This is a genomic window from Sphingopyxis sp., from assembly GCF_965227415.1.
Taxonomy (GTDB): Bacteria; Pseudomonadota; Alphaproteobacteria; order Sphingomonadales; family Sphingomonadaceae; genus Sphingopyxis.
On sequence record NZ_OZ245749.1, the window covers coordinates 1336922 to 1355138 of the forward strand.

Annotated in this window: 24 protein-coding genes; 9 read left to right on the plus strand and 15 right to left on the minus strand. The window is 65.9% G+C overall.

Translation table 11 applies throughout. The features are described from left to right. Positions 1-60: 60 nt before the first annotated feature. Entirely contained in the window at positions 61-471 is a 411-nt protein-coding gene (locus ACO055_RS06550; RefSeq protein ID WP_422061782.1) for a helix-turn-helix domain-containing protein, read from the minus strand. A gap of 110 nt (positions 472-581) precedes the next feature. Between ACO055_RS06550 and ACO055_RS06555 the strand changes: the two genes are divergently transcribed. The 3 genes from ACO055_RS06555 (at position 582) to ACO055_RS06565 (ending at position 4593) form a co-directional block, all read left to right on the plus strand. Next, positions 582-950: a PilZ domain-containing protein gene (locus ACO055_RS06555; RefSeq protein ID WP_422061783.1), complete on the plus strand. Its 369-nt coding sequence runs from the start codon at positions 582-584 to the stop codon at positions 948-950. A gap of 295 nt (positions 951-1245) precedes the next feature. Further along, a complete protein-coding gene (locus tag ACO055_RS06560; RefSeq protein WP_422061784.1) occupies positions 1246-3987 on the plus strand; it encodes an ATP-dependent DNA helicase in 2742 nt (913 codons plus the stop codon). 54 nt (positions 3988-4041) lie between these two features. Then, entirely contained in the window at positions 4042-4593 is a 552-nt protein-coding gene (locus ACO055_RS06565) for a SixA phosphatase family protein (RefSeq protein ID WP_422061785.1), read from the plus strand. A gap of 462 nt (positions 4594-5055) precedes the next feature. On the opposite strand, the gene ACO055_RS06570 is transcribed toward ACO055_RS06565, so the two are convergent. The 5 genes from ACO055_RS06570 to rpmF form a co-directional block, all read right to left on the minus strand. Next, positions 5056-5442, minus strand: coding sequence for a MerR family transcriptional regulator (locus ACO055_RS06570; RefSeq protein WP_422061786.1), 387 nt, complete (start codon positions 5440-5442; stop codon positions 5056-5058). Between the two features lie 21 nt (positions 5443-5463). Continuing rightward, positions 5464-5757 (minus strand): integration host factor subunit alpha, encoded by a 294-nt coding sequence (locus ACO055_RS06575; RefSeq protein WP_422061787.1) that lies wholly within the window; start codon positions 5755-5757, stop codon positions 5464-5466. A 149-nt stretch (positions 5758-5906) separates the two neighbouring features. Continuing rightward, positions 5907-6872: a beta-ketoacyl-ACP synthase III gene (locus ACO055_RS06580; RefSeq protein ID WP_422061788.1), complete on the minus strand. Its 966-nt coding sequence runs from the start codon at positions 6870-6872 to the stop codon at positions 5907-5909. Next, a complete protein-coding gene (gene plsX / locus ACO055_RS06585) occupies positions 6869-7903 on the minus strand; it encodes a phosphate acyltransferase PlsX (RefSeq protein ID WP_422061789.1) in 1035 nt (344 codons plus the stop codon). Before plsX ends, ACO055_RS06580 begins: the two co-directional genes overlap by 4 nt. Before the next feature lie 21 nt (positions 7904-7924). Continuing rightward, positions 7925-8101, minus strand: coding sequence for a 50S ribosomal protein L32 (rpmF, locus tag ACO055_RS06590; protein WP_053553947.1), 177 nt, complete (start codon positions 8099-8101; stop codon positions 7925-7927). A 575-nt stretch (positions 8102-8676) separates the two neighbouring features. On the opposite strand from rpmF, the gene ACO055_RS06595 reads away from it, so the two are divergent. Continuing rightward, positions 8677-9114 carry an MAPEG family protein gene (locus tag ACO055_RS06595; protein WP_422061790.1) on the plus strand — a complete coding sequence of 146 codons (438 nt, stop codon included), beginning with the start codon at positions 8677-8679 and terminating at the stop codon, positions 9112-9114. Between the two features lie 30 nt (positions 9115-9144). Here ACO055_RS06595 and ACO055_RS06600 read toward each other — a convergent pair whose 3' ends face one another. From ACO055_RS06600 to ACO055_RS06615, 4 genes are read right to left on the minus strand one after another with little or no spacing between them, the layout of a single operon-like run. Next, on the minus strand, positions 9145-9810 hold the full coding sequence (locus tag ACO055_RS06600; protein ID WP_422061791.1) for an MBL fold metallo-hydrolase: 666 nt from the start codon (positions 9808-9810) through the stop codon (positions 9145-9147). 45 nt (positions 9811-9855) lie between these two features. Continuing rightward, complete coding sequence (locus tag ACO055_RS06605; RefSeq protein WP_422061792.1) at positions 9856-10404, minus strand: retropepsin-like aspartic protease family protein; 549 nt, start codon at positions 10402-10404, stop codon at positions 9856-9858. Positions 10405-10439: 35 nt separating this feature from the next. Further along, on the minus strand, positions 10440-11024 hold the full coding sequence (locus tag ACO055_RS06610; protein ID WP_422061793.1) for a hypothetical protein: 585 nt from the start codon (positions 11022-11024) through the stop codon (positions 10440-10442). 32 nt (positions 11025-11056) lie between these two features. Beyond that, positions 11057-11785, minus strand: coding sequence for a YgfZ/GcvT domain-containing protein (locus tag ACO055_RS06615; protein ID WP_422061794.1), 729 nt, complete (start codon positions 11783-11785; stop codon positions 11057-11059). A gap of 57 nt (positions 11786-11842) precedes the next feature. Between ACO055_RS06615 and pyrC the strand changes: the two genes are divergently transcribed. After that, positions 11843-12865, plus strand: a complete 1023-nt coding sequence (gene pyrC / locus ACO055_RS06620) for a dihydroorotase (RefSeq protein WP_422061795.1) — start codon at positions 11843-11845, stop codon at positions 12863-12865. Between the two features lie 153 nt (positions 12866-13018). Here the strand turns inward: pyrC and rarD are convergent, their stop codons facing one another. Together rarD and ACO055_RS06630 are read right to left on the minus strand one after the other, a co-directional pair. Further along, entirely contained in the window at positions 13019-13936 is a 918-nt protein-coding gene (gene rarD / locus ACO055_RS06625; RefSeq protein WP_422061796.1) for an EamA family transporter RarD, read from the minus strand. Between the two features lie 19 nt (positions 13937-13955). Beyond that, on the minus strand, positions 13956-14177 hold the full coding sequence (locus ACO055_RS06630) for a hypothetical protein (RefSeq protein ID WP_422061797.1): 222 nt from the start codon (positions 14175-14177) through the stop codon (positions 13956-13958). Positions 14178-14357: 180 nt separating this feature from the next. On the opposite strand from ACO055_RS06630, the gene ACO055_RS06635 reads away from it, so the two are divergent. From ACO055_RS06635 to ACO055_RS06650, 4 genes are all read left to right on the plus strand, one after another. Further along, positions 14358-14756 (plus strand): glycine zipper 2TM domain-containing protein, encoded by a 399-nt coding sequence (locus ACO055_RS06635; RefSeq protein ID WP_422061798.1) that lies wholly within the window; start codon positions 14358-14360, stop codon positions 14754-14756. A gap of 186 nt (positions 14757-14942) precedes the next feature. Next, complete coding sequence (locus ACO055_RS06640) at positions 14943-15494, plus strand: GNAT family N-acetyltransferase (RefSeq protein ID WP_422061799.1); 552 nt, start codon at positions 14943-14945, stop codon at positions 15492-15494. After that, positions 15491-15937, plus strand: coding sequence for a DUF1330 domain-containing protein (locus ACO055_RS06645; protein ID WP_422061800.1), 447 nt, complete (start codon positions 15491-15493; stop codon positions 15935-15937). Before ACO055_RS06640 ends, ACO055_RS06645 begins: the two co-directional genes overlap by 4 nt. A gap of 86 nt (positions 15938-16023) precedes the next feature. Continuing rightward, on the plus strand, positions 16024-16773 hold the full coding sequence (locus ACO055_RS06650) for a hypothetical protein (protein ID WP_422061801.1): 750 nt from the start codon (positions 16024-16026) through the stop codon (positions 16771-16773). 94 nt (positions 16774-16867) lie between these two features. On the opposite strand, the gene ACO055_RS06655 is transcribed toward ACO055_RS06650, so the two are convergent. The 3 genes from ACO055_RS06655 to thiS form a co-directional block, all read right to left on the minus strand. Then, the gene (locus ACO055_RS06655; RefSeq protein ID WP_422061802.1) at positions 16868-17050 is read right to left on the minus strand and encodes a CsbD family protein; all 183 of its coding nucleotides are present in this window, start codon (positions 17048-17050) and stop codon (positions 16868-16870) included. Positions 17051-17201: 151 nt separating this feature from the next. Next, complete coding sequence (locus tag ACO055_RS06660; protein ID WP_422061803.1) at positions 17202-17972, minus strand: bifunctional sulfur carrier protein/thiazole synthase protein; 771 nt, start codon at positions 17970-17972, stop codon at positions 17202-17204. Further along, positions 17969-18178 (minus strand): sulfur carrier protein ThiS, encoded by a 210-nt coding sequence (thiS, locus tag ACO055_RS06665; protein ID WP_422061804.1) that lies wholly within the window; start codon positions 18176-18178, stop codon positions 17969-17971. The genes ACO055_RS06660 and thiS overlap by 4 nt, the downstream gene beginning before the upstream one ends. Positions 18179-18217 lie beyond the last annotated feature (39 nt).

Below are 18217 nucleotides of genomic sequence, written 5' to 3' on the forward strand. Positions count from 1 at the left end.
GCCGAAACAACGGACGAAATCCATCGCCCAAACGGGTGATTTGGCCAATTTAGCCCGATTTTACGGCAGAATGTCCAGCGTCCGCGCCTTTTGCACCGCCTGCGTCCGGCTGGCGACCGCCAGCTTTTCGTAAACCCGGGCGATATGGGTCTTGACCGTGTTGGGCGAGATATCGAGCTGGCGCGCGATGACCTTGTTGGCGTGACCCGCGGCGAGCATTTCGAGCACCTGGCACTCGCGCGCGCTGATCCCCAGCGCGGCGATCGCGGCATCGTTGCGGACAAAGGCCTGGCGCGGCCGCGCGGTCAGGCGGCTGCCGACCCATATGCCGAGTGCGACGCAAATCACCGCGATGCAGGCGATGTAGAATTCGGCCGACCAGCGGTGCACGACATGCTTGTAATTCAGCCACTCGAGCAGAAAGGCCGCCGCAGCGAGGCCGATGCCGTAGAGGATGATCGGGCGGACCATGCGCTCGGTAAATCATTGTCGGACGCGGCTTGCAACAGGCCGCCCCGATCGGCCGCGATGGCGCGAACATCGTTACCACAAAATTTACCATGTCGGCGTAGCGTCGGCGCATGGAAGATTTTCGCTCCCCCACGGCGCGCAGCCACAAACGCACTCCGGTCGCGATCGACGTCACCGTCAATGGCGTGCTCAACTTCATCGACGGCCAGATCACCGATCTGTCGGAAGGCGGTGCGCGGATCGACGGAGCGAGCATGCCCGCGCGATCACGCTGCGAAATCCATTATGGCGGCGAAGTCGTCTATGCGGTCGTCATGTGGTCGGAGATCGACCGCATGGGCGTGCGCTTCCCTTATGAACTGACGCACGGTCCGCTTTACAACGCCTTGAATCGCGCGCGGAACATCGTGCCGGTCGACCCGGCGCAGGTTTTCCTGAACAACCGCGCGCCGGTCTTTGGGCGTCGCGGGCTGAGCTGATCCATAACGGATTGATCCGTTCGCCCTGAGCTTGTCGAAGGGCCGTCACGCTCGTTTGGAGTCAGGAGTTTTCGGCGCGAATTGAGGCGCTGGAGGCAGAGCGTCGAATAAAGCCGAATAAAAGGGTGGAGCCGCGCGAAAATGATGGCGCTGATCCGCGGCAATTGGGATCGAATTTCGGTGCTGGCGAAAGGCAAGAGCGGTCCTTCGACAAGCTCAGGACAAACGGATTAGGAGATCGTATCAGCGCAAGGCCCTGCTTGCCGCGTTCGCCTTTTGTCCCTAGCGTCGCCCGATGCTCCCCCGCGTCGATCCTCTTGCCCTGCCCGCGATTCATGCGAGCCATGTCGGCATCTGGATCGCGACCGCCGACGGGCGCGTCCAGCGTGTCGGGCGCGGCGAGGCGATTGCGGCGGTCGCGGCGACGCCGCACCTGTTGCTCGGCGCAACGCTGACCGGCGACCGGCTCGGCTACCCCGAATTGTCGGGGCTCGACCTGCTCGAACTCTTCGCCTTCCTTTATCCCGCGCGCTTCGCGGTACCGACCCCCGCGGGCATCGCCGCGGCAGCCGGGCTCGACGCGCCGAAGACCGAAGAGGATATTGCCCTCTTCCTGCCGCAAGCCGCGGCAGCGATGCTGGCGAGCCTCGACGATCCCGACTGGCCCGAGCGCGAGGGCGCGTGGCACGGGCTGCAGGCGCTGGCGCGCCAGCGCTGGCCGTGGGCTTCGCTGATCCAGCCGCGCCTCGACCCGCCCGACAAGGCCGATCGCTGGCTGTTCGCGCGCTTGCCCGAATGGGAAGAAGCGCCGCCGCGCGCGCAGCCGCGGCAGGTGACGATCAACCCCGACGACGTCAGCGCCCGGCTCGACCGGTTGACCGGCGACGGGGCCGAGCGCCGATCGGGCCAGCAGGATTATGCCCGCGCCACCGCGACGATCTTCGAGCCGCGCGAACGCAAGGATGCGCCGCAGATGCTTGTCGCCGAAGCGGGCACGGGCATCGGCAAGACGCTGGGCTATCTCGCCCCCGCCAAGCAGTGGATCGACCAGTCGGCAGGCGCCGTCTGCATCTCGACCTTCACCAAGGCGCTGCAACGCCAATTGTCGCGCGAGACCGAAAAGCTTTATCCCGACGCCGCGACGCACCGCGAAAAGGTGGTCGTGCGCAAGGGGCGCGAAAATTACCTCTGCCTGCTCAATCTGGAAGACGCCCTGCAAGGCGGCTTCTCGGGCCGCGCCGCGATCCTTGCGCAGCTCGTCGCGCGTTGGGCGGCATATAGCCGCGACGGCGACATGGTCGGCGGCGACCTGCCCGGCTGGCTCCCTGCCCTCTTCCGCCGCAACGGGACGACGGCGCTGACCGACCGGCGCGGCGAGTGCATCTATGCCGGCTGCCCGCATTTCCGCAAATGCTTCATCGAACGGTCGGCGCGCGCCGCGACGCAGGCCGACATCATCATCGCCAACCATGCACTGACGATGGTGCAGGCCGCGCGGCCACGTGACGGCGGCGCGCCGGCGACGCGGCTGATCTTCGACGAAGGCCATCATCTGTGGGACGCCGCCGACAGCATGTTTGCCGCGGCGCTGACCGGGCAGGAAGCGGTCGAAATCCGCCGCTGGGTGCTCGGCCCCGAAGGCAAGTCGCGCGGGCGGCGGCGCGGGCTGGCGGCGCGGCTGGCCGATGTCGCGAGCTATGACGAAGGCGGCGACAAGGCGATTCAGGCCGCGATCCAGGCCGCAGGCGAGTTGCCCGGCGACGGCTGGCTCGCGCGGCTCGCCGAAAATGATCCGTGGGGCGCGATCGAGCGGCTGCTCGTTGCGGTGCGCGCGATGGTCTATGCGCGCGCGGTCGACGCGCGGACCGGCGACAGCGGCTATGGCCTCGAGACCGAACTCGCCGACCCCGACCCCGACCTGGTCGCCGCAGCAGCAAGCGCGAGCGATGCGATCGAGGCGTTGCTGCGCCCGCTGATGGCGCTCGGCAAACGGCTCGACGCGCTGGTCGACGATCCTCCCGACTGGCTCGATGGCCAGGCGCGGGCGCGCGTCGACGGCGCGCGCAACAGCCTGGGGACCCGGATCGACACATTGGGCGGCTGGCTGTCGCTGCTCGGCCGCGTCGGCGGGCCCGCCAATCCCGACTTCGTCGACTGGCTTGCGGTCGACCGCTTCGACGGGCGCGAATTCGACCTTGGGCTCCACCGCCACTGGCTCGACCCGGCGCGTCCTGTTGCCGAGATCGTCTATCGCCCCGCGCAAGGCGTGCTCGTGACGTCGGCGACGCTGCGCAGCGGTGCGCCCGGCAACGGCGGTTGGGCCGACGCCGACATCCGCACCGGCGCGCGGCACATGGACGGCGGCGTCCAGCATTTCGCCGTGCCCAGCCCGTTCGATTATGCGCGCCAGTCCGAGGTGCTGATCGTCACCGATATAGCGCGCGGCGACCTGCCCGCGCTCGCCGGCGCGTACAGCCGGTTGATCGAGGCATCGGGCGGCGGCGCGCTTGGACTGTTCAGCGCGATCCGGCGGCTGCGCATCGTGCATGCGCGCATCGCCGATCGCCTCGCGCGCGCCGGGCTGCCGCTCTATGCGCAGCATGTCGATCCGCTCGACACCGGGACGCTCGTCGATATCTTTCGCGCCGACCCGCACGCCTCGCTGCTCGGCACCGATGCGCTGCGCGACGGGGTCGACGTTCCGGGCGATTCGCTGCGGCTGGTGGTCATGGAGGGCGTCCCCTGGCCGCGCCCGACGATCCTCCACGCCGCGCGCCGCGCCGCGCAGGGCGGCAGCGCCTATGACGACAGCGTGATTCGCGCGCGGATCGGCCAGGCGTTCGGCCGCCTGATCCGCCGCGCCGACGATTTCGGACAGTTCGTCATGCTCTCGCCCAGCTTCCCTTCCAGGCTGCTCAGCGCCTTCCCCGAAGGCACGCCGATCCGCCGCCTGCCGCTCGACGAAGCGGTCAATCACGTCGCGGCTGCCAATATCCGACAGCGAAAAAGCGCATATCCCGCCTTTTCACCGTCATAAGATTGCGGCACAGAGTTTTTGATTGAGGGGATCGAGGCAGCGCGGGGAGCGATTTTGAAGACTTTGACCATCCTGCGGCACGCGAAGTCGGGCTGGGACGTGCAGGTCGAGCGCGATTTCGACCGCCCGATCAACGCGCGCGGGCGCCGCGGCGCGGAGATCATCGGCCAATATGTGAAGCGGCAGGCAATGCCCGTCGACCGGATCATCGCCTCGCCCGCGGTGCGCGTCACCGAAACGCTCGACCTGTTCCAGCCTGCGGCGAATCTGGACCGTATCGAACCGCATTGGGACCGGCGCATCTATCTCGCTTCGGCGGCGACGCTGATCGACGTCATCCGCGACATGGGGCGCGAATCGACCGACCTTTTGATCTCGGGCCATAATCCGGGGCTCGAGGATCTGGTGCTGATGCTCGTTCCCGAAGGCGAGGGCGGCGCCTTGCGCGCCGAGGTCGAAGAGAAGCTTCCCACCTCGGCGCTCGTCCGGCTCGAACTCGACATCGCCGACTGGCACGATCTCGACGTCGACATGGCGCGGATCGCGGCCTTTGTCCGCCCGCGCGATCTCGACCCGGCGCTCGCGCCGGCGATGGACGACGACTGACGCCGGCGACCGATTTGGGGTGGTGAGCGGACCGTTCGTCCGACCCAGCGTGTTCCCTGGCGAAAGCCGGGGCCCAGGGTGTCGCAGAGCCGGCGTTGCGTGCGCACGCTGTGGACCCCGGCCTTCGCCGGGGAACACGTCACGATCATCCGCAATCGGTCGCTAGCCCTCCGTCATGCTGAACTTGTTTCAGCATCCACGGCCGGACCTTTCATTTCGCGCGGTGCTGAAGGGTACGGCGCCCCATGGATCCTGAAACAAGTTCAGGATGACGAGGAGTGAGGGGTTCCTCCCTGTGGCGCAGCCATGGGGAGGGGGACCGTCCGCGAAGCGGATGGTGGAGGGGCCTTGCGACGGCGGTGTCATGGCCCCTCCGTCAGCGCTGCGCGCTGCCACCTCCCCATCGCTGCGCGACAGGGAGGATCAACGGCAACAACCGGCGAAGGCGGTCGCTGACGCCGGTCAGCCGAGCGCGGCGGCGAGCCGCTGGCGCAGCGCGACGAGCGCTTCCACCGGAATGGCTTGCGCTCCGTTTGCGGCGGGCACGCCAATCGGCGCGGGGGCTTCGGATCGCGCCGCGCCATTCGGCTCGGACAGTGCCTTGCGCGCGCCCTCGACGGTAAAGCCCCTCACATGCAGCAGGTGATGGATGCGTTCGGCCAGCGCGACATCCTCGGTGCGGTAATAGCGGCGACGGCCCGAGCGCTGGAGCGGGCGAAGCTGCGGGAAGCGCGTCTCCCAATAGCGCAGCACATGCGTCGGCACGCCGATGCGGTCGGCAAGCTCGCCGATTGCCAGCATCGCGCCGGCGGATTTGCCGCCGTCGCTGCGCTCGGAAAAATCAGACATAATGCGGGCCCCGCGCCCGGATTACTTGCCGGCGACGCGCGCGCGCATCGACTGGCTGGCACGAAAGGTCATCACCCGCCGCGGCAGGATCGGCACTTCGATGCCGGTCTTGGGATTGCGGCCGATCCGCTGCGCCTTGTCGCGCAGTACGAAGGTGCCGAACCCCGAAATCTTCACATTCTGCCCGTCGGCAAGCGCCTCGGACATCGAATCGAGGATCGATTCGACGATCGTCGCCGACTCGTTCCGCGACAGGCCAATCTGCTGGTTGATCCGCGTCGCGATGTCGGCGCGCGTAAGAGTCCCTGCTGCCATGATGTTCCCTTCCCCTCCTGAAGCATAAGCACGAGAAAGCCTCTGACAGCCCCCACCGTCACGAGTCCCTGTGTTCTATGTAACAAATGCGAATTAATCCGCCAAACTGAAACGGATGGAGCGAGAAGTTGATGCGGTGAAGCGGCGTTCTAGACGCGCAGGACCGCCGCGCCCCACGTAAAGCCGCCGCCCATCGCTTCCAGAACGACCAGATCGCCGCGTTTGATGCGCCCGTCGCGCACCGCAAGATCGAGCGCGAGCGGCACCGATGCCGCCGAGGTATTGGCATGCTGGTCGACGGTCAGAACGACGCGTTCCGGCGGCAAACCCAGCTTTTTCGCGGTCGCGTCGATGATGCGCTTGTTCGCCTGGTGCGGCACGACCCAGTCGATCTGGGTCGGCGACATCCCGACATCGGCCATGACCTCTCCCAGCACATTGGCCAGATTGGTGACGGCATGCCGGAACACTTCGCGCCCTTGCATGCGAACATGGCCGACGGTGCCGGTCGTCGACGGACCGCCATCGACATAGAGCATGTCAGTATATTTACCCTCGGCATGGAGCCGAGTCGCCAGAATGCCGCGATCGTCGGCAACGTCTTCGGCCGAAAGCACGACCGCGCCTGCTCCGTCGCCGAAGAGCACGCAGGTGGTGCGATCCTCCCAGTCGAGGATCCGGCTGAAGGTTTCGCTGCCGATGACGAGCGCGCGTTTCGCGGCGCCGGTGCGCAGCATCGAGTCGGCAACCGATACGGCATAGAGAAAGCCCGAACAGACCGCCGCGACATCGAACGCGATGCAATCGGGCGCGCCGATCAGCGCCTGCACTTTCGTGGCGCTCGCCGGGAACGTATTGTCGGGCGTCGCCGTCGCGACGATGATCAGGCCGATATCCGACGCTTCGAGCCCCGCCGCCTTCAACGCTTCGCGTGCGGCCGCAGCGCCGAGCGTCGCGGTCGTCTCGTCAGGCTCGGCGATGTGGCGAAAGCGGATGCCGGTGCGTTCGACGATCCATTCGTCGCTGGTGTCGACGCGCTTGGCGAGCTCGGCATTCGAGACGCGGGTGCGCGGCAACGCCGAGCCGGTACCCGCCAGAATCGCACGAAGGGTCATGCCGTGTTCCGGCCGCGGAAATTGGCAAGATCCTCGGTCACCTGACGCGTGATATCCTTTTCGATCAACTCGGCACAAAGGTGGACGCAGTTGGCCACGCCTTTGGCATCGGCGCTGCCGTGGCTCTTGAGCACGACGCCGTTGAGGCCGAGGAACACCGCGCCATTGTGGTTGTTCGGGTCGAGATGATGGCGCAGCAACTCGGTCGCGGGGCGCGAGATCAGAAAGCCGATCTTCGAGCGCGCCGAACTGGTGAAGGCGCGGCGCAGCAGGTCGGTCACGAAGCGCGCCGTCCCCTCGATCGTCTTCAGCGCGATATTGCCCGAGAAGCCGTCATGGACGATGACATCGACATCGCCGCGCGACAATTTGTCGCCTTCGATAAAGCCCGCGAATTCCATCGGCAGGCCCTTGGCATCGCGCAGCAGCGCGGCAGCGTCGCGAATCTCGTCGGTGCCCTTCAGCTCTTCGGTGCCGATGTTGAGCAACGCGACACGCGGCCGCTGAAGCCCCATCGCGGTGCGTGCATAGGCAGCACCCATGACCGCGAACTGGACCAGATTGTTGGCGTCGCAATCGGTGTTCGCGCCAAGGTCGAGCATGACGACATCATTGTCGCCCAGCGTCGGCAGCAGCGCGGCGAGCGCCGGCCGGTCGATGCCGGGCATCGTGCGCAGCGCGATCTTTGCCATCGCCATCAGCGCGCCGGTGTTGCCCGCCGAAACGGCGCCGCCGGCATCGCCGCGCTTCACCGCGTCGATCGCGAGCCCCATCGAGCTGTTCTTCGCCTTGCGGATCGCCTGGCTGGGCTTGTCCTCGCCGCTGACGACACCATCGGTGTGGATGATGTCCGACGCGGCGCGCAGGTTCGGGTGGTTTTCGAGCGCGGCCTTGATCTGCACCTCGTCGCCGACGAGGATGAAGCGAAGGCCGTCGTGCCGATGGCGCGCCATAGCGGCGCCGGCGAGCATCATGCGCACGCCGACGTCACCGCCCATCGCATCGATTGCGATTCGCGGTGTGAGGCTCATCTGGGCGCCCTCCGGCTTGGCTTAGGCGCCGGCGACCACTTCGCGGCCATTATAGTGGCCACAAGCATTGCAAAGATTGTGCGGGCGCTTCAGCTCGCCGCAATTCGGGCATTCCTGAAAGGCTTCGACCTTCAGGCTGTCGTGGCTACGACGCATGCCGCGCTTCGAGGGCGAGGTTTTTCGCTTGGGAACAGCCATGATATTTCCTGTATTATCAAATGTTTCTACGAATCGGCGAACCCGAACTTGTCGTTCCCGTTGCCGGAAATGACTGGCCCGCCCGCCGTGCGAAGGGTGGTTCCTGCCTGTAAAATGACAAGAAATCTTCCGCCGGAAGGTGCCTCAACGCCAGTTGGTGTCGGGTGCCGGATCGGGCGGGGCTATAGCGTTTTTGCCCGCAAAGGCAACCCCTGAGGCACGTAACAAATCGCGCAAGGTCAACTCTCCCTTCGTTGCCCCGGACCCGATCGGCAATTGCCCCCTTCGGGAAGAAAGAGATGTTCCCCCATGAAGGCGGGAGCCCAGGCCCAAGGGACGCGCGCGGCAGCGCACACTTCGGCGCTTCGCGTCGAAGCTGGACCCCCGCCTTCGCGGGGGGACACATATTTGCTCCGATGGGATAACCAGATCCGGAGCGCATGGCGTCAGCGCCGCGGCGGATGCGGGATCAACTCCGCCATGACGAAGCAAGATTGGCGCTCTTGCCCTACCCGTCGCGCAATGCCACATCTCGCTCACGCCGGAATACCGGCCAAATATATGGGGGAAGCGATATGATAATCTTGCCGATCAGCCTGACGATTGCCGCGGGGGCGGCGCTGCTCAATTTGTGGCTCACGATGCGCGTCGGCCGGGTCCGCGGTACCGAGAAGGTGTCGATCGGCGACGGCGGCAGCGAACCGCTGATCCGCCGCATGCGCGCGCACAGCAATTTCGTCGAGAACACGGCGTTCGTGTTGATCCTGCTCGCGCTCGTCGAACTCGGCCTCGGCTCGTCGATATGGCTGTGGGCCGTCGGCGCGCTCTATCTGGTCGGCCGTATCCTCCACGCGCTCGGCATGGACGGGATGATGTGGGGCCGCATGGCCGGAACGATCATCACGATGGTCACGCAGCTCGGCCTGGCGATCACCGCGGTGGCGATCGTCTATCTGACGCCGGTCAGCTTCAGCTCGAAGGTCGTCGAGACCGAGATCGTCGCGCCGAAGTAGGATTCGCCCCTCCCGCTAGCGGGAGGGGGATCACCCACCGATCGCGGTATCGCTGACATAAGGGTTGGTGCGCCGCTCCTGCGCAAAGCTGCTGTGCGCGCCATGCCCTGGCAGAAAGATGGTATCGCCGCCGAGCGGCCACAGCTTCTGCGTGATCGAATCGAGCAGCTGCTGATGGTCGCCGCGCGGAAAGTCGGTGCGGCCGATCGATCCCTGGAACAGCACATCGCCGACGATCGCGAGCTTGGACGGCGCGTGATGGAACACGACATGCCCCGGCGTGTGGCCGGGACAATGGATCACGTCGATCTCGAGATTGCCGACGGTCACCTTGTCGCCATCGACGAGCCAGCGGTCGGGCTCGAACGGCTCGCCCTCCATCCCGAAGCGTTCGCCCGCGGTCGCCAGCCCCTCGATCCAGAAACGGTCGTCCTCGTGCGGCCCTTCGACCGGCACGCCCAGTTCCTTCGCCAGCACGCCAGCCTGCCCGCAATGGTCCATATGGCCGTGGGTCACCAGGATCTTCTCGATCTCGACACCGGTCTGGCGCACGGCCTCGCGAAGCTTGGGCAGGTCGCCGCCGGGATCGACGAAGGCCGCCTTGTTGGTTTCGGTGCACCACAGCAGGGTGCAATTCTGCTGGAAGGCCGTGACGGGCACGATCGCCGCACGCAGCGGAGGATTGGGAGCGTTCATGGCGCCCGATGTGGGCAAAGCGCGCCGATTTGACAAGCCTGCGTCTTAGCGCAGCGTCATCGTGTCGCCTTCGACGTTCACCGCGTCGAGTTTGGAAAGATAGCTCTGGCCGAGCAGCGATACGCCCATGTCGGCATCGATCACCGCAGCTTCGACGCGGCGGACCTCGATGCCATCGACTTCGACGCTATCGAGCACCACGACGCGCATCGGCACATCGCCGCCCGCCGTTTTCGCGGTCCCCGCGATGGGCAGGCGATCGACATCGATCCCGATCGCCTCGGCATCGCGGCGCGTCAGCGCGATGAGCGACGCGCCGCTGTCGACCATCATGCGGATATTGGTGCCATTGACGGCGGTATCGGCATAGAAATGCGAATCCCCGGCACGGCCGATCCGCACTTCGCCCGACGAGGAGCGGGCCGCGGATGCTTGCCCGCTGCCATGGCTGCGCGGCTGGGTCGTCCAATTGTCATTACCGTGATTTGACGCTTCGACGGGCGAGGCCTTGCCGACCTCGCGGGTCGCCATGCTCCCCACCGCGATCGCGCCTGCCGCGATGACCGCGACCAAGGAGATAAAGCGCCCCAGCATCGGCGCATATTATAACCGCCATGGTTGGAGAAAGGTTAAACCGGCCCGCCTGCGCCTTGCTCGATAAACGCCCGCCACGTCGGCGTTTCGCCGCGAATGCTGTAGGTCACGCGCGTGCAGGCATAGCGCCGGCCCGGCGCATTGTCGGCTTCGGCGGCGGTGCTTGGCCATTGGTCATCGCCATAGGAAGACCAGCAGACGATCGCCTCGGCTTCGGGCCGCGCCGCGATCGCGGCCTGCTCGTCGGCGGTCAGCGACGCCGGCGGTTGCCATCCCAATATCGCGCGATGGGTCAAGGCGCGCGAAAAGAGCGCGTGGCGAAACGGGCTGCTCCGTTCGCTCAGCAACGCCGACACGCGCGCGCGATCGGCCGTAGCGAGCCATCGTCCGCCGAGCAGCGGCGCCCAACGGCTTTCATCCCCCGACCGGAGCGCGGGCAGCAACTCGTCGGCGGCCGCCTCGAACCGCGCCGTCCACGGCGAATCCGCAGCGAGCGGCGCAAGCCTTGCGGGCGCCGACGCGTCTTCGGGTACAACGGGGACGAGCAAGGTTTCGGCCGCAAGGGCTGGCGAAACGGCGAAGGCGGCGGCAAGCACCGACGAAATCAGCAGAGCGCGCATGGCGGGAAGACTATCACAGCCGCCTGCACCTGTCATGAACCGGTGACGGTCAGCGCCTCGCGCATCCAGGCGGGCGCCGCGGCCGGATCGATCGCCTCGACTCGGCGATGCTCGACCGAACAGCCCAGTTCGGGCCAGGCGACCACTTGCCGCTTTGCATCGGCGTCGGCGATCGGCACGACGACGAGCCGCCGGTTGACCTTCTGCCGCCAGTTCATCCGCGCGGTATTTTCCTGCCCGACATAACAGCCCTTGCTGAAGCTGACGCCGTTGAGCTCGGCAGCGTTGCATTCGAGCCAGAGCGTCGTCCCGTCGCCCAGCTCGGCGCGGCCTTCGGTGACGCCGAGCGCCAGGCGATGCGCGCGCCATGCGGCATCGGCGCTTTCGCCTTCACCGGCCGGCGCCAGCCAGCGCTGGCCAAGCTCGGGCAGCCGCGGGTCGACGACGCCCAGGTCGCCTTCGCGCGCCCAGTGGACGCACAGGTCGGGCTCGGGTTCGATCGTGACCGCGCGGCGCAGCCGGTACAGCGTCAACCGCTTGGCCAGATCGCCCGCGGCATCGCGCTCGCAGTCGATCAGCACGTCCTGCTCGTCGCCCCAGATCAGGAAATCGAACAGCACCTTGCCCTGTGCGGTCAGCAGCGCCGCCCACACCGGCAGATTGCCCGACGTGTCGTTGGTGACGAGGCCCTGGAGGAAGCCGCGGACATCCTCGCCGGAGAGACGGATGAGCGCGCGGTCGATCAGGGTGGTATTAGCCATGGCGATAATTTAGGGACGGCCGAGCCAAAACCAAGCATCCATTTCCGCGAGACCCGCATGACCGACCGCCTGACGATCCGCCGCCCCGACGATTGGCACGTCCATCTGCGCGACGGCGCGATGCTCGATCATGTGGCGCGCTATACCGCGCGGCAGTTCGCGCGTGCGATCATCATGCCGAATCTGTCGCCGCCCGTCACGACGGCCGAGGAAGGCGCCGCCTATCGCGACCGCATTCGCGCCGCGGTGCCTGCCGACCTCGACTTCACGCCGCTGATCGTCGCCTATCTGACCGATGATAGCGACCCCGGCCAGATGGAGCGCGGCCATGCCGCAGGGGTGTTCACCGCGGCGAAACTCTATCCCGCGCACGCGACGACGGGCAGCGCGCACGGCGTCACCGACGTCGCGAACATCATGCCGGTGCTCGAACGGATGGCCGATATCGGCATGCCGCTGCTGATCCACGGCGAAGTCACCGACCATGACGTCGATATTTTCGACCGCGAAGCAGTGTTCATCGAACGCACGCTCGCGCCGCTGGTGCAGCAGTTGCCGCAGCTCAAGATCGTGTTCGAGCATATTACGACGTCCGAAGCCGTCGCGTTCGTCCACGCGGCGCCCGCGAATGTCGGCGCGACGATCACGCCGCAGCATCTTCACATCAATCGCAACGCGATGCTCGTCGGCGGCATCCGGCCGCACGCCTATTGCCTGCCCGTGGCGAAGCGCGAGCAGCATCGGCTTGCGGTGCGCGCGGCGGCGGTGTCGGGCTCGCCCAAATTCTTCCTCGGCACCGACAGCGCGCCGCATGCCGTGCACACGAAAGAGGCCGCCTGCGGCTGTGCGGGCATCTTCAACGCGCCCTACGCGCTCGAAAGCTATATCCAGGTGTTCGACGAGGAAGGCGCGCTCGACAAGTTCGAAGGCTTTGCGAGCGAGCATGGCCCGAATTTCTATGGCCTCGCGCTCAACGGCGACACGATCACGCTGGAACGCGGCGCGACGGTGGTGCCGGACACGATCGGCGAGGTCGTGCCCTTTCACGCCGGCGAAACGCTGGGGTGGCGGATCGTATAAAATCTTCGTCACCCCGGACTGGATCGGGATAAATCCCAGGGGAGCACCCCCTCCGTGCCCCAGTGGGATCATTGCCGACTGGATCCGGGGTCGATGCCTTCCGCGCCGCGATGGATGCCGGATCAAGTGCGGCATGACGAAACCGATGACCGTCTAGGCGATCTCGATCATCCGATCGGCGCGCATCTTGCGCCACATATCGAAACTGAACACGGCAATGCTGACCCAGATCAGCAGGAAACAGGCCAGCTGCGCCGGTTTCAGCGGTTCGTCGAACACGAACAGGCTGAGCAGGAAAGCGACGCTGGGCGCCAGATATTGGACGAAGCCAAGCGCGGCATAGCTCATCCTGCGCGCCGCGGTCGCGAAGAGCAGCAAGGGAACGGCGGTCACGACGCCGCCCGCCATCAACAGCAGGCTGATCGACGTCCCCGATCCAAAGCCCCGCTCGTCGCCGATCCACAGATAATAGCCCGCCGCGAGCAGCGAAGGCACCAGCAGCACCGTAGTCTCGATCGCCAGGCCCGGCAGCGACCCGACCGGCACGATCTTGCGGATGAGGCCATAGGTACCAAAGCTGAGTGCGAGCGTAAGGCTGATCCACAGCGTATCGAGCGCGCCCGCGAGCAGGATCGCGACCCCGATCCCCGCGATGACCGCCGCGAGCAACTGCAACCGCGACAGCCGCTCGCCGAGGAAGATCATCCCCAGCACCACATTGATCAGCGGGTTGAGATAATAGCCCAGGCTTGCCGCGAGCACATGATCGCTGAAGATCGCATAGATATAGACGAGCCAGTTGACCGCGATCAGCACCGAGCTTGCCAGCAGCAACCGCAGCGTCTTCCAGTCCTTCAGCGCGACCAGATAGTCGCCGATCTGTCGCCGGAACGCCATGATGACAAAGCAGAGCGGCAAGGACCACACGATCCGCTGGGCCAGCACCTCGGCCGGCGGCACGCTGGTCAGCAGCTTGAAGAAGAGCGGGACAAAGCCCCAGATGCCATAGGCCGCCAACGCATAGGGCAGCCCGCCCTGATGGCTCCCAGCGGGGGCCGGTGCACGCGCCATGACGGTCAACCGCTCTGGATCAGATGATGCCGCCGCCGAGCATCAGGCGGACGACGCCGATGACGATGACGACGATATTGAGGTTTCGTCCGGCCGTCTTGTCCGAGATGGCACCCAGCGCGAGACCGACGACGGCGATCGGCACGATAAGCCAGTTCGCCCAGCCGAGCAGCGGGATGAAGGCGAAAACGGCCAGAACCAGCGCAATGGCGCCGATGACGAGCGAGGCAATGTTGAGCATGGCCGATATGTCGCATGGCCGCCGCCCGCCTTCAAGAGGCTTTCGGCTCATCGACGGATGCACTCGTTTCGTCTTGTTGCCGCATATTCATGCAACGGCCGGCGGACCCCGGTCGTTTTCCCTCTCGAAGCGCCGGGTCCCTGACCGGATCGAGGCGTCGAGACCAGGAAAGGACTTGATATGCGGACTCTCACCAAAGGCCTGATGGGCGTGTTCGTCGCCGCGAGCGTCATGGGCACCGCACCGGCCTATGCCGGCCTGTCGAGCGCCGCTCCGGCGCAGGGCTATCACAAGGCCGAAACGTCGGCGGATTTTTATCGCAAGAAGGATCGCCGCTATTACGCCTCACGCGACCAGCGCGTGAACGGCAACACGCGCATCTGGCGCGATAACGACGGCCGTTATCGCTGCAAGAAAGACAATGGCACGACCGGCCTGCTGATCGGTGGCGCCGTTGGCGGCCTGGCTGGCCACGAGATCGCCGGCAACGGTGACAAGCTGCTCGGTACGGTGCTGGGCGCCGCCGGTGGCGCGCTTCTGGGTCGCGAGATCGACAGAGACAAATATCGCTGCCGCTAAGCGATAAAGGAACCCGTTGCGGGTGTGGGTTCGAGACCCCTCCACCTGCACCTCGTGATGGAGAGGGCGTCGACTTCGGTCGGCGCCCTCAATCATGTCGGCATATCGGGCATGTCGGCATATCCGGCTTGCCCCTCCCGCGCGCTTCCCGCACAAGCATCGGCCAGATGCTGCGGGAGTGATAATATGTTGAACGGCCCTCTGCTCGTGACCGAGCGGTTGATCCTGCGCCCGCCGTCCGCCGAGGATTTTGACGCTTTCGCCGAAATGTGCGCCGAGGAAGACACGATGCGCTTCATCGGAGGCGCCTGCCCGCGGGCGTCGGCGTGGCGGCTGTGGTGCACACTGGCCGGGGCGTGGCATATCCGGGGATATTCGATGTTTTCGGTGATCGAGCGCGAAACCGGCGAGTGGGTTGGGCGGCTGGGTCCATGGGAGCCCGACGGCTGGCCGGGGCACGAGATTGCCTATGGCGTGCGCGAGAAATTCGCCGGCAAGGGCTATGCGTTCGAGGGTGCGGTCGCCGCGTGCGACTTTGCGGTCGAGTTTCTGAAATGGTCCGAGTTTCTGCACTGCATCGACCCCGCAAACACGCGCTCGCAGGCGCTGGCCAAGCGGCTCGGCGCAGTGAACAGCGGCCCCACCCGCCTGCCCGCTCCGTTTCAGGACGCGCCCGTCGACGCCTGGCGCCAGACCGCCGACAAGTGGCGCGTCAATCGCAAGGAGTTTCTGCCGTGAGCGACCAGCATATCGATCCCGAACGCCCCCAGTTCGAAGCGTTCAAGGCGTTGCCGCGCGACACGACAATCCACATGCTCAACCTCGTCCGCTTCAAGGAAAAGGCGACCTATCCCGCTGATCATCCCCTCGCGGCCGCAGGCCTGAGCGGCGCCGAGGCCTATGCGAACTATGGCAAGGACAGCGGCCCGGTCTTCCAGCGCGTCGGGGGCGGCATCGTCTGGCGCGGCACGATGGAGGCCATGCTGATTGGCCCGGCGGACGAGACATGGAACGCGATGTTCGTCGCCGAATATCCGAACAGCGGCGCGTTTCTGGAGATGGTCACCGACCCCGTTTACCGGCAAGCGGTGATCCACCGCCAGGCCGCGGTCGAGACGTCGCGGCTGATCCGCACCGCACCCGGCCTCGATCCGTCTCGCTCAGAGACAGTTTTCGGCTAACAAAGTCTTACCCGTTAACGCATTTTATTTGCGTCTTTTTAACCAGGATCGGGCATTCCCTGTAAGATATTAAGGGAGTGTTAGCTATGATCGTGCGGGGAAAATGGCTGGTTGCCGGGTTGCTGATGGCGACCGCGCCGCTGGCGGGGTGCCGCGACAATCCGAACGCCAAGGCGGATCTCGCGCCGCTCGACGACGGGCTGACCAACGCCGATCCGGCGGTCAAGGGCGCGCTCGAAGACAAGATCATGGTCGACCCGAAGCTGACGGGTCAAGCGAACAAGAATGCCGTCGGTCCGGGCAACAGGCCCGTCGACGGCGGCGTGCCCGGCGTGGCGGGCGGCAAGGCGGCCACCGCCGCGGAAGCCGCAGCCGCGCAGGCCGCAGGCAAGCTGCTCGCAGCGCCCAAGGCCCTGCCGTTCGAGGAAACTTGCGGCGGCGATTGCGCCGCCAAACGTCCGGTCACGATCGGCGGGCTGGCGCGTGACCAGCAAAAGGGCGGCTGCGACGCCAAGCTGACCTATGGCAACGCCTGGGCCGATCGCCTGCCAGCCGCGTTCAAGGTCTATCCGCGCGCAACCTTGCGCGAGGCCGCAGGCGTCGCGGGCGGCAAATGCAACGTCCGCGTCGTCAATTTCCAGACCGCGGCATCGACGCAGGCCGTGCTCGATTATTATCACACGATGGCGGTCCGCGCCGGCTATTCGAGCGACCACCGCGTGCGCGGCGACGAACATATGCTCGGCGGCACGAAAGGCGATCTGGCCTATGTCGTGATGCTGCGCCGAGACGGCGGCATGACCGACGTCGACCTGGTGGCCTCCGGGGGCAAATAAGGCGCGCGGCCAATAAGCCAAATCACGAGACGCAATGAAAAGGCCCCGGGGAGAGGGAATCCCCGGGGCCTTTTTCATGCGGGACGAACGATCGTCAGACTTTGTTGCCGAGCGCGCCTTCGACCTTGCCCCTCAGATTCTGGGCTTCGCCTTTGCGCTCCTGCGCTTCGCCTTTGGCGCGGAGGCTTTCATTGTCGGTTGCCTTGCCAATCGCCTGCTTGGTGTTGCCAACGGCTTCGTTGGCGAGGCCTTTTGCTTTGTCCTTGAGTTCGCCCATGGGGTATCTCCTTGATCACTGAGGCGCGAGGGGGTCGCCTCATGCAGGATCAACGAGGGACAGCGGGCAAAGTTGCGAATTTTTGCGACTAACCACTTGTCGTATAATAGTTTTCACAGGCGGAACATCGCAAGCCGCCGCGCGTTTTCGGTCAAATCAACCCGGCCAGCGGGCTCGAGGGATCGGCATAGCGCCGCAGCCCCATTCGCCCGGACAGATAGGCATCGCGCCCCGCCTCGACCGCCAGCTTCATCGCGCGCGCCATGCGGATCGGATCCTTGGCCTCGGCGATCGCGGTGTTCATCAGCACGCCATCGCAGCCGAGCTCCATCGCCACCGCCGCGTCGCTTGCGGTGCCGACCCCGGCATCGACCAGCACGGGCACCGACGCACCCTCTACGATCAGCCGGATCGTGACGCGGTTCTGGATTCCCAGTCCCGAACCGATCGGCGCGCCGAGCGGCATCACGGCGACCGCGCCCGCATCCTCGAGCTGCTTCGCCGCGATCGGATCGTCGACGCAATAGACCATCGGCAGGAAACCTTCCTTGGCCAGCACCTCGGTCGCCTCCAGCGTCTCGCGCATGTTCGGATACAACGTCTTCGCTTCGCCGAGCACTTCCAGCTTCACCAGATCCCAGCCGCCCGCCTCGCGCGCCAGCCGCAGGGTGCGGATCGCGTCGTCGGCATTGAAGCAGCCCGCGGTGTTCGGCAGGTAGGTGATCTTCTTCGGATCGATATAATCGGTCAGCATCGGTGCGGTGGGGTCCGACACATTGACGCGGCGCACTGCGACCGTGACGATCTCGGCCCCCGATGCCTCGACCGCGGCGGCGTTCTGCTCGAAATCCTTGTACTTGCCGGTACCGACAATCAGCCGCGACGTGAAAGTCCGTCCGGCAACGCTCCAACTGTCGGTCAACAACCGCCTCCTACAAAATGAACGATTTCCAGCGCGTCGCCCTCGGCAAGCGCGACGTCGGCAAGCGTCGAGCGCGGCACGATCGCGCGGTTGCGCTCGACCGCGACCTTCTTCACGTCGAGGCCGAGCGAGGCAACGAGGTCGGCGATGCTGCCTTCGCGGACCTGCCGCGGGTCGCCGTTGAGGATGATCGAGATAGATTTCATCGCTTCGACGCGCCTAGCCCAAGAGCGCTCCGATACTCA

Coding starts and splice junctions, on each gene's coding strand:
- ACO055_RS06595 (WP_422061790.1), top strand. CDS start 8,677: ATGATAATCTTGCCGATCAGCCTGACGATTGCCGCGGGGGCGGCGCTG.
- ACO055_RS06610 (WP_422061793.1), bottom strand. CDS start 11,024: ATGCGCGCTCTGCTGATTTCGTCGGTGCTTGCCGCCGCCTTCGCCGTT.
- ACO055_RS06555 (WP_422061783.1), top strand. CDS start 582: ATGGAAGATTTTCGCTCCCCCACGGCGCGCAGCCACAAACGCACTCCG.
- plsX (WP_422061789.1), bottom strand. CDS start 7,903: ATGAGCCTCACACCGCGAATCGCAATCGATGCGATGGGCGGTGACGTC.
- ACO055_RS06600 (WP_422061791.1), bottom strand. CDS start 9,810: ATGAACGCTCCCAATCCTCCGCTGCGTGCGGCGATCGTGCCCGTCACG.
- ACO055_RS06650 (WP_422061801.1), top strand. CDS start 16,024: ATGATCGTGCGGGGAAAATGGCTGGTTGCCGGGTTGCTGATGGCGACC.
- ACO055_RS06615 (WP_422061794.1), bottom strand. CDS start 11,785: ATGGCTAATACCACCCTGATCGACCGCGCGCTCATCCGTCTCTCCGGC.
- ACO055_RS06560 (WP_422061784.1), top strand. CDS start 1,246: ATGCTCCCCCGCGTCGATCCTCTTGCCCTGCCCGCGATTCATGCGAGC.
- rarD (WP_422061796.1), bottom strand. CDS start 13,936: ATGGCGCGTGCACCGGCCCCCGCTGGGAGCCATCAGGGCGGGCTGCCC.
- ACO055_RS06635 (WP_422061798.1), top strand. CDS start 14,358: ATGCGGACTCTCACCAAAGGCCTGATGGGCGTGTTCGTCGCCGCGAGC.
- ACO055_RS06570 (WP_422061786.1), bottom strand. CDS start 5,442: ATGTCTGATTTTTCCGAGCGCAGCGACGGCGGCAAATCCGCCGGCGCG.
- ACO055_RS06575 (WP_422061787.1), bottom strand. CDS start 5,757: ATGGCAGCAGGGACTCTTACGCGCGCCGACATCGCGACGCGGATCAAC.
- pyrC (WP_422061795.1), top strand. CDS start 11,843: ATGACCGACCGCCTGACGATCCGCCGCCCCGACGATTGGCACGTCCAT.
- ACO055_RS06640 (WP_422061799.1), top strand. CDS start 14,943: ATGTTGAACGGCCCTCTGCTCGTGACCGAGCGGTTGATCCTGCGCCCG.
- ACO055_RS06550 (WP_422061782.1), bottom strand. CDS start 471: ATGGTCCGCCCGATCATCCTCTACGGCATCGGCCTCGCTGCGGCGGCC.
- ACO055_RS06655 (WP_422061802.1), bottom strand. CDS start 17,050: ATGGGCGAACTCAAGGACAAAGCAAAAGGCCTCGCCAACGAAGCCGTT.
- ACO055_RS06605 (WP_422061792.1), bottom strand. CDS start 10,404: ATGCTGGGGCGCTTTATCTCCTTGGTCGCGGTCATCGCGGCAGGCGCG.
- ACO055_RS06630 (WP_422061797.1), bottom strand. CDS start 14,177: ATGCTCAACATTGCCTCGCTCGTCATCGGCGCCATTGCGCTGGTTCTG.
- ACO055_RS06580 (WP_422061788.1), bottom strand. CDS start 6,872: ATGACCCTTCGTGCGATTCTGGCGGGTACCGGCTCGGCGTTGCCGCGC.
- rpmF (WP_053553947.1), bottom strand. CDS start 8,101: ATGGCTGTTCCCAAGCGAAAAACCTCGCCCTCGAAGCGCGGCATGCGT.
- thiS (WP_422061804.1), bottom strand. CDS start 18,178: ATGAAATCTATCTCGATCATCCTCAACGGCGACCCGCGGCAGGTCCGC.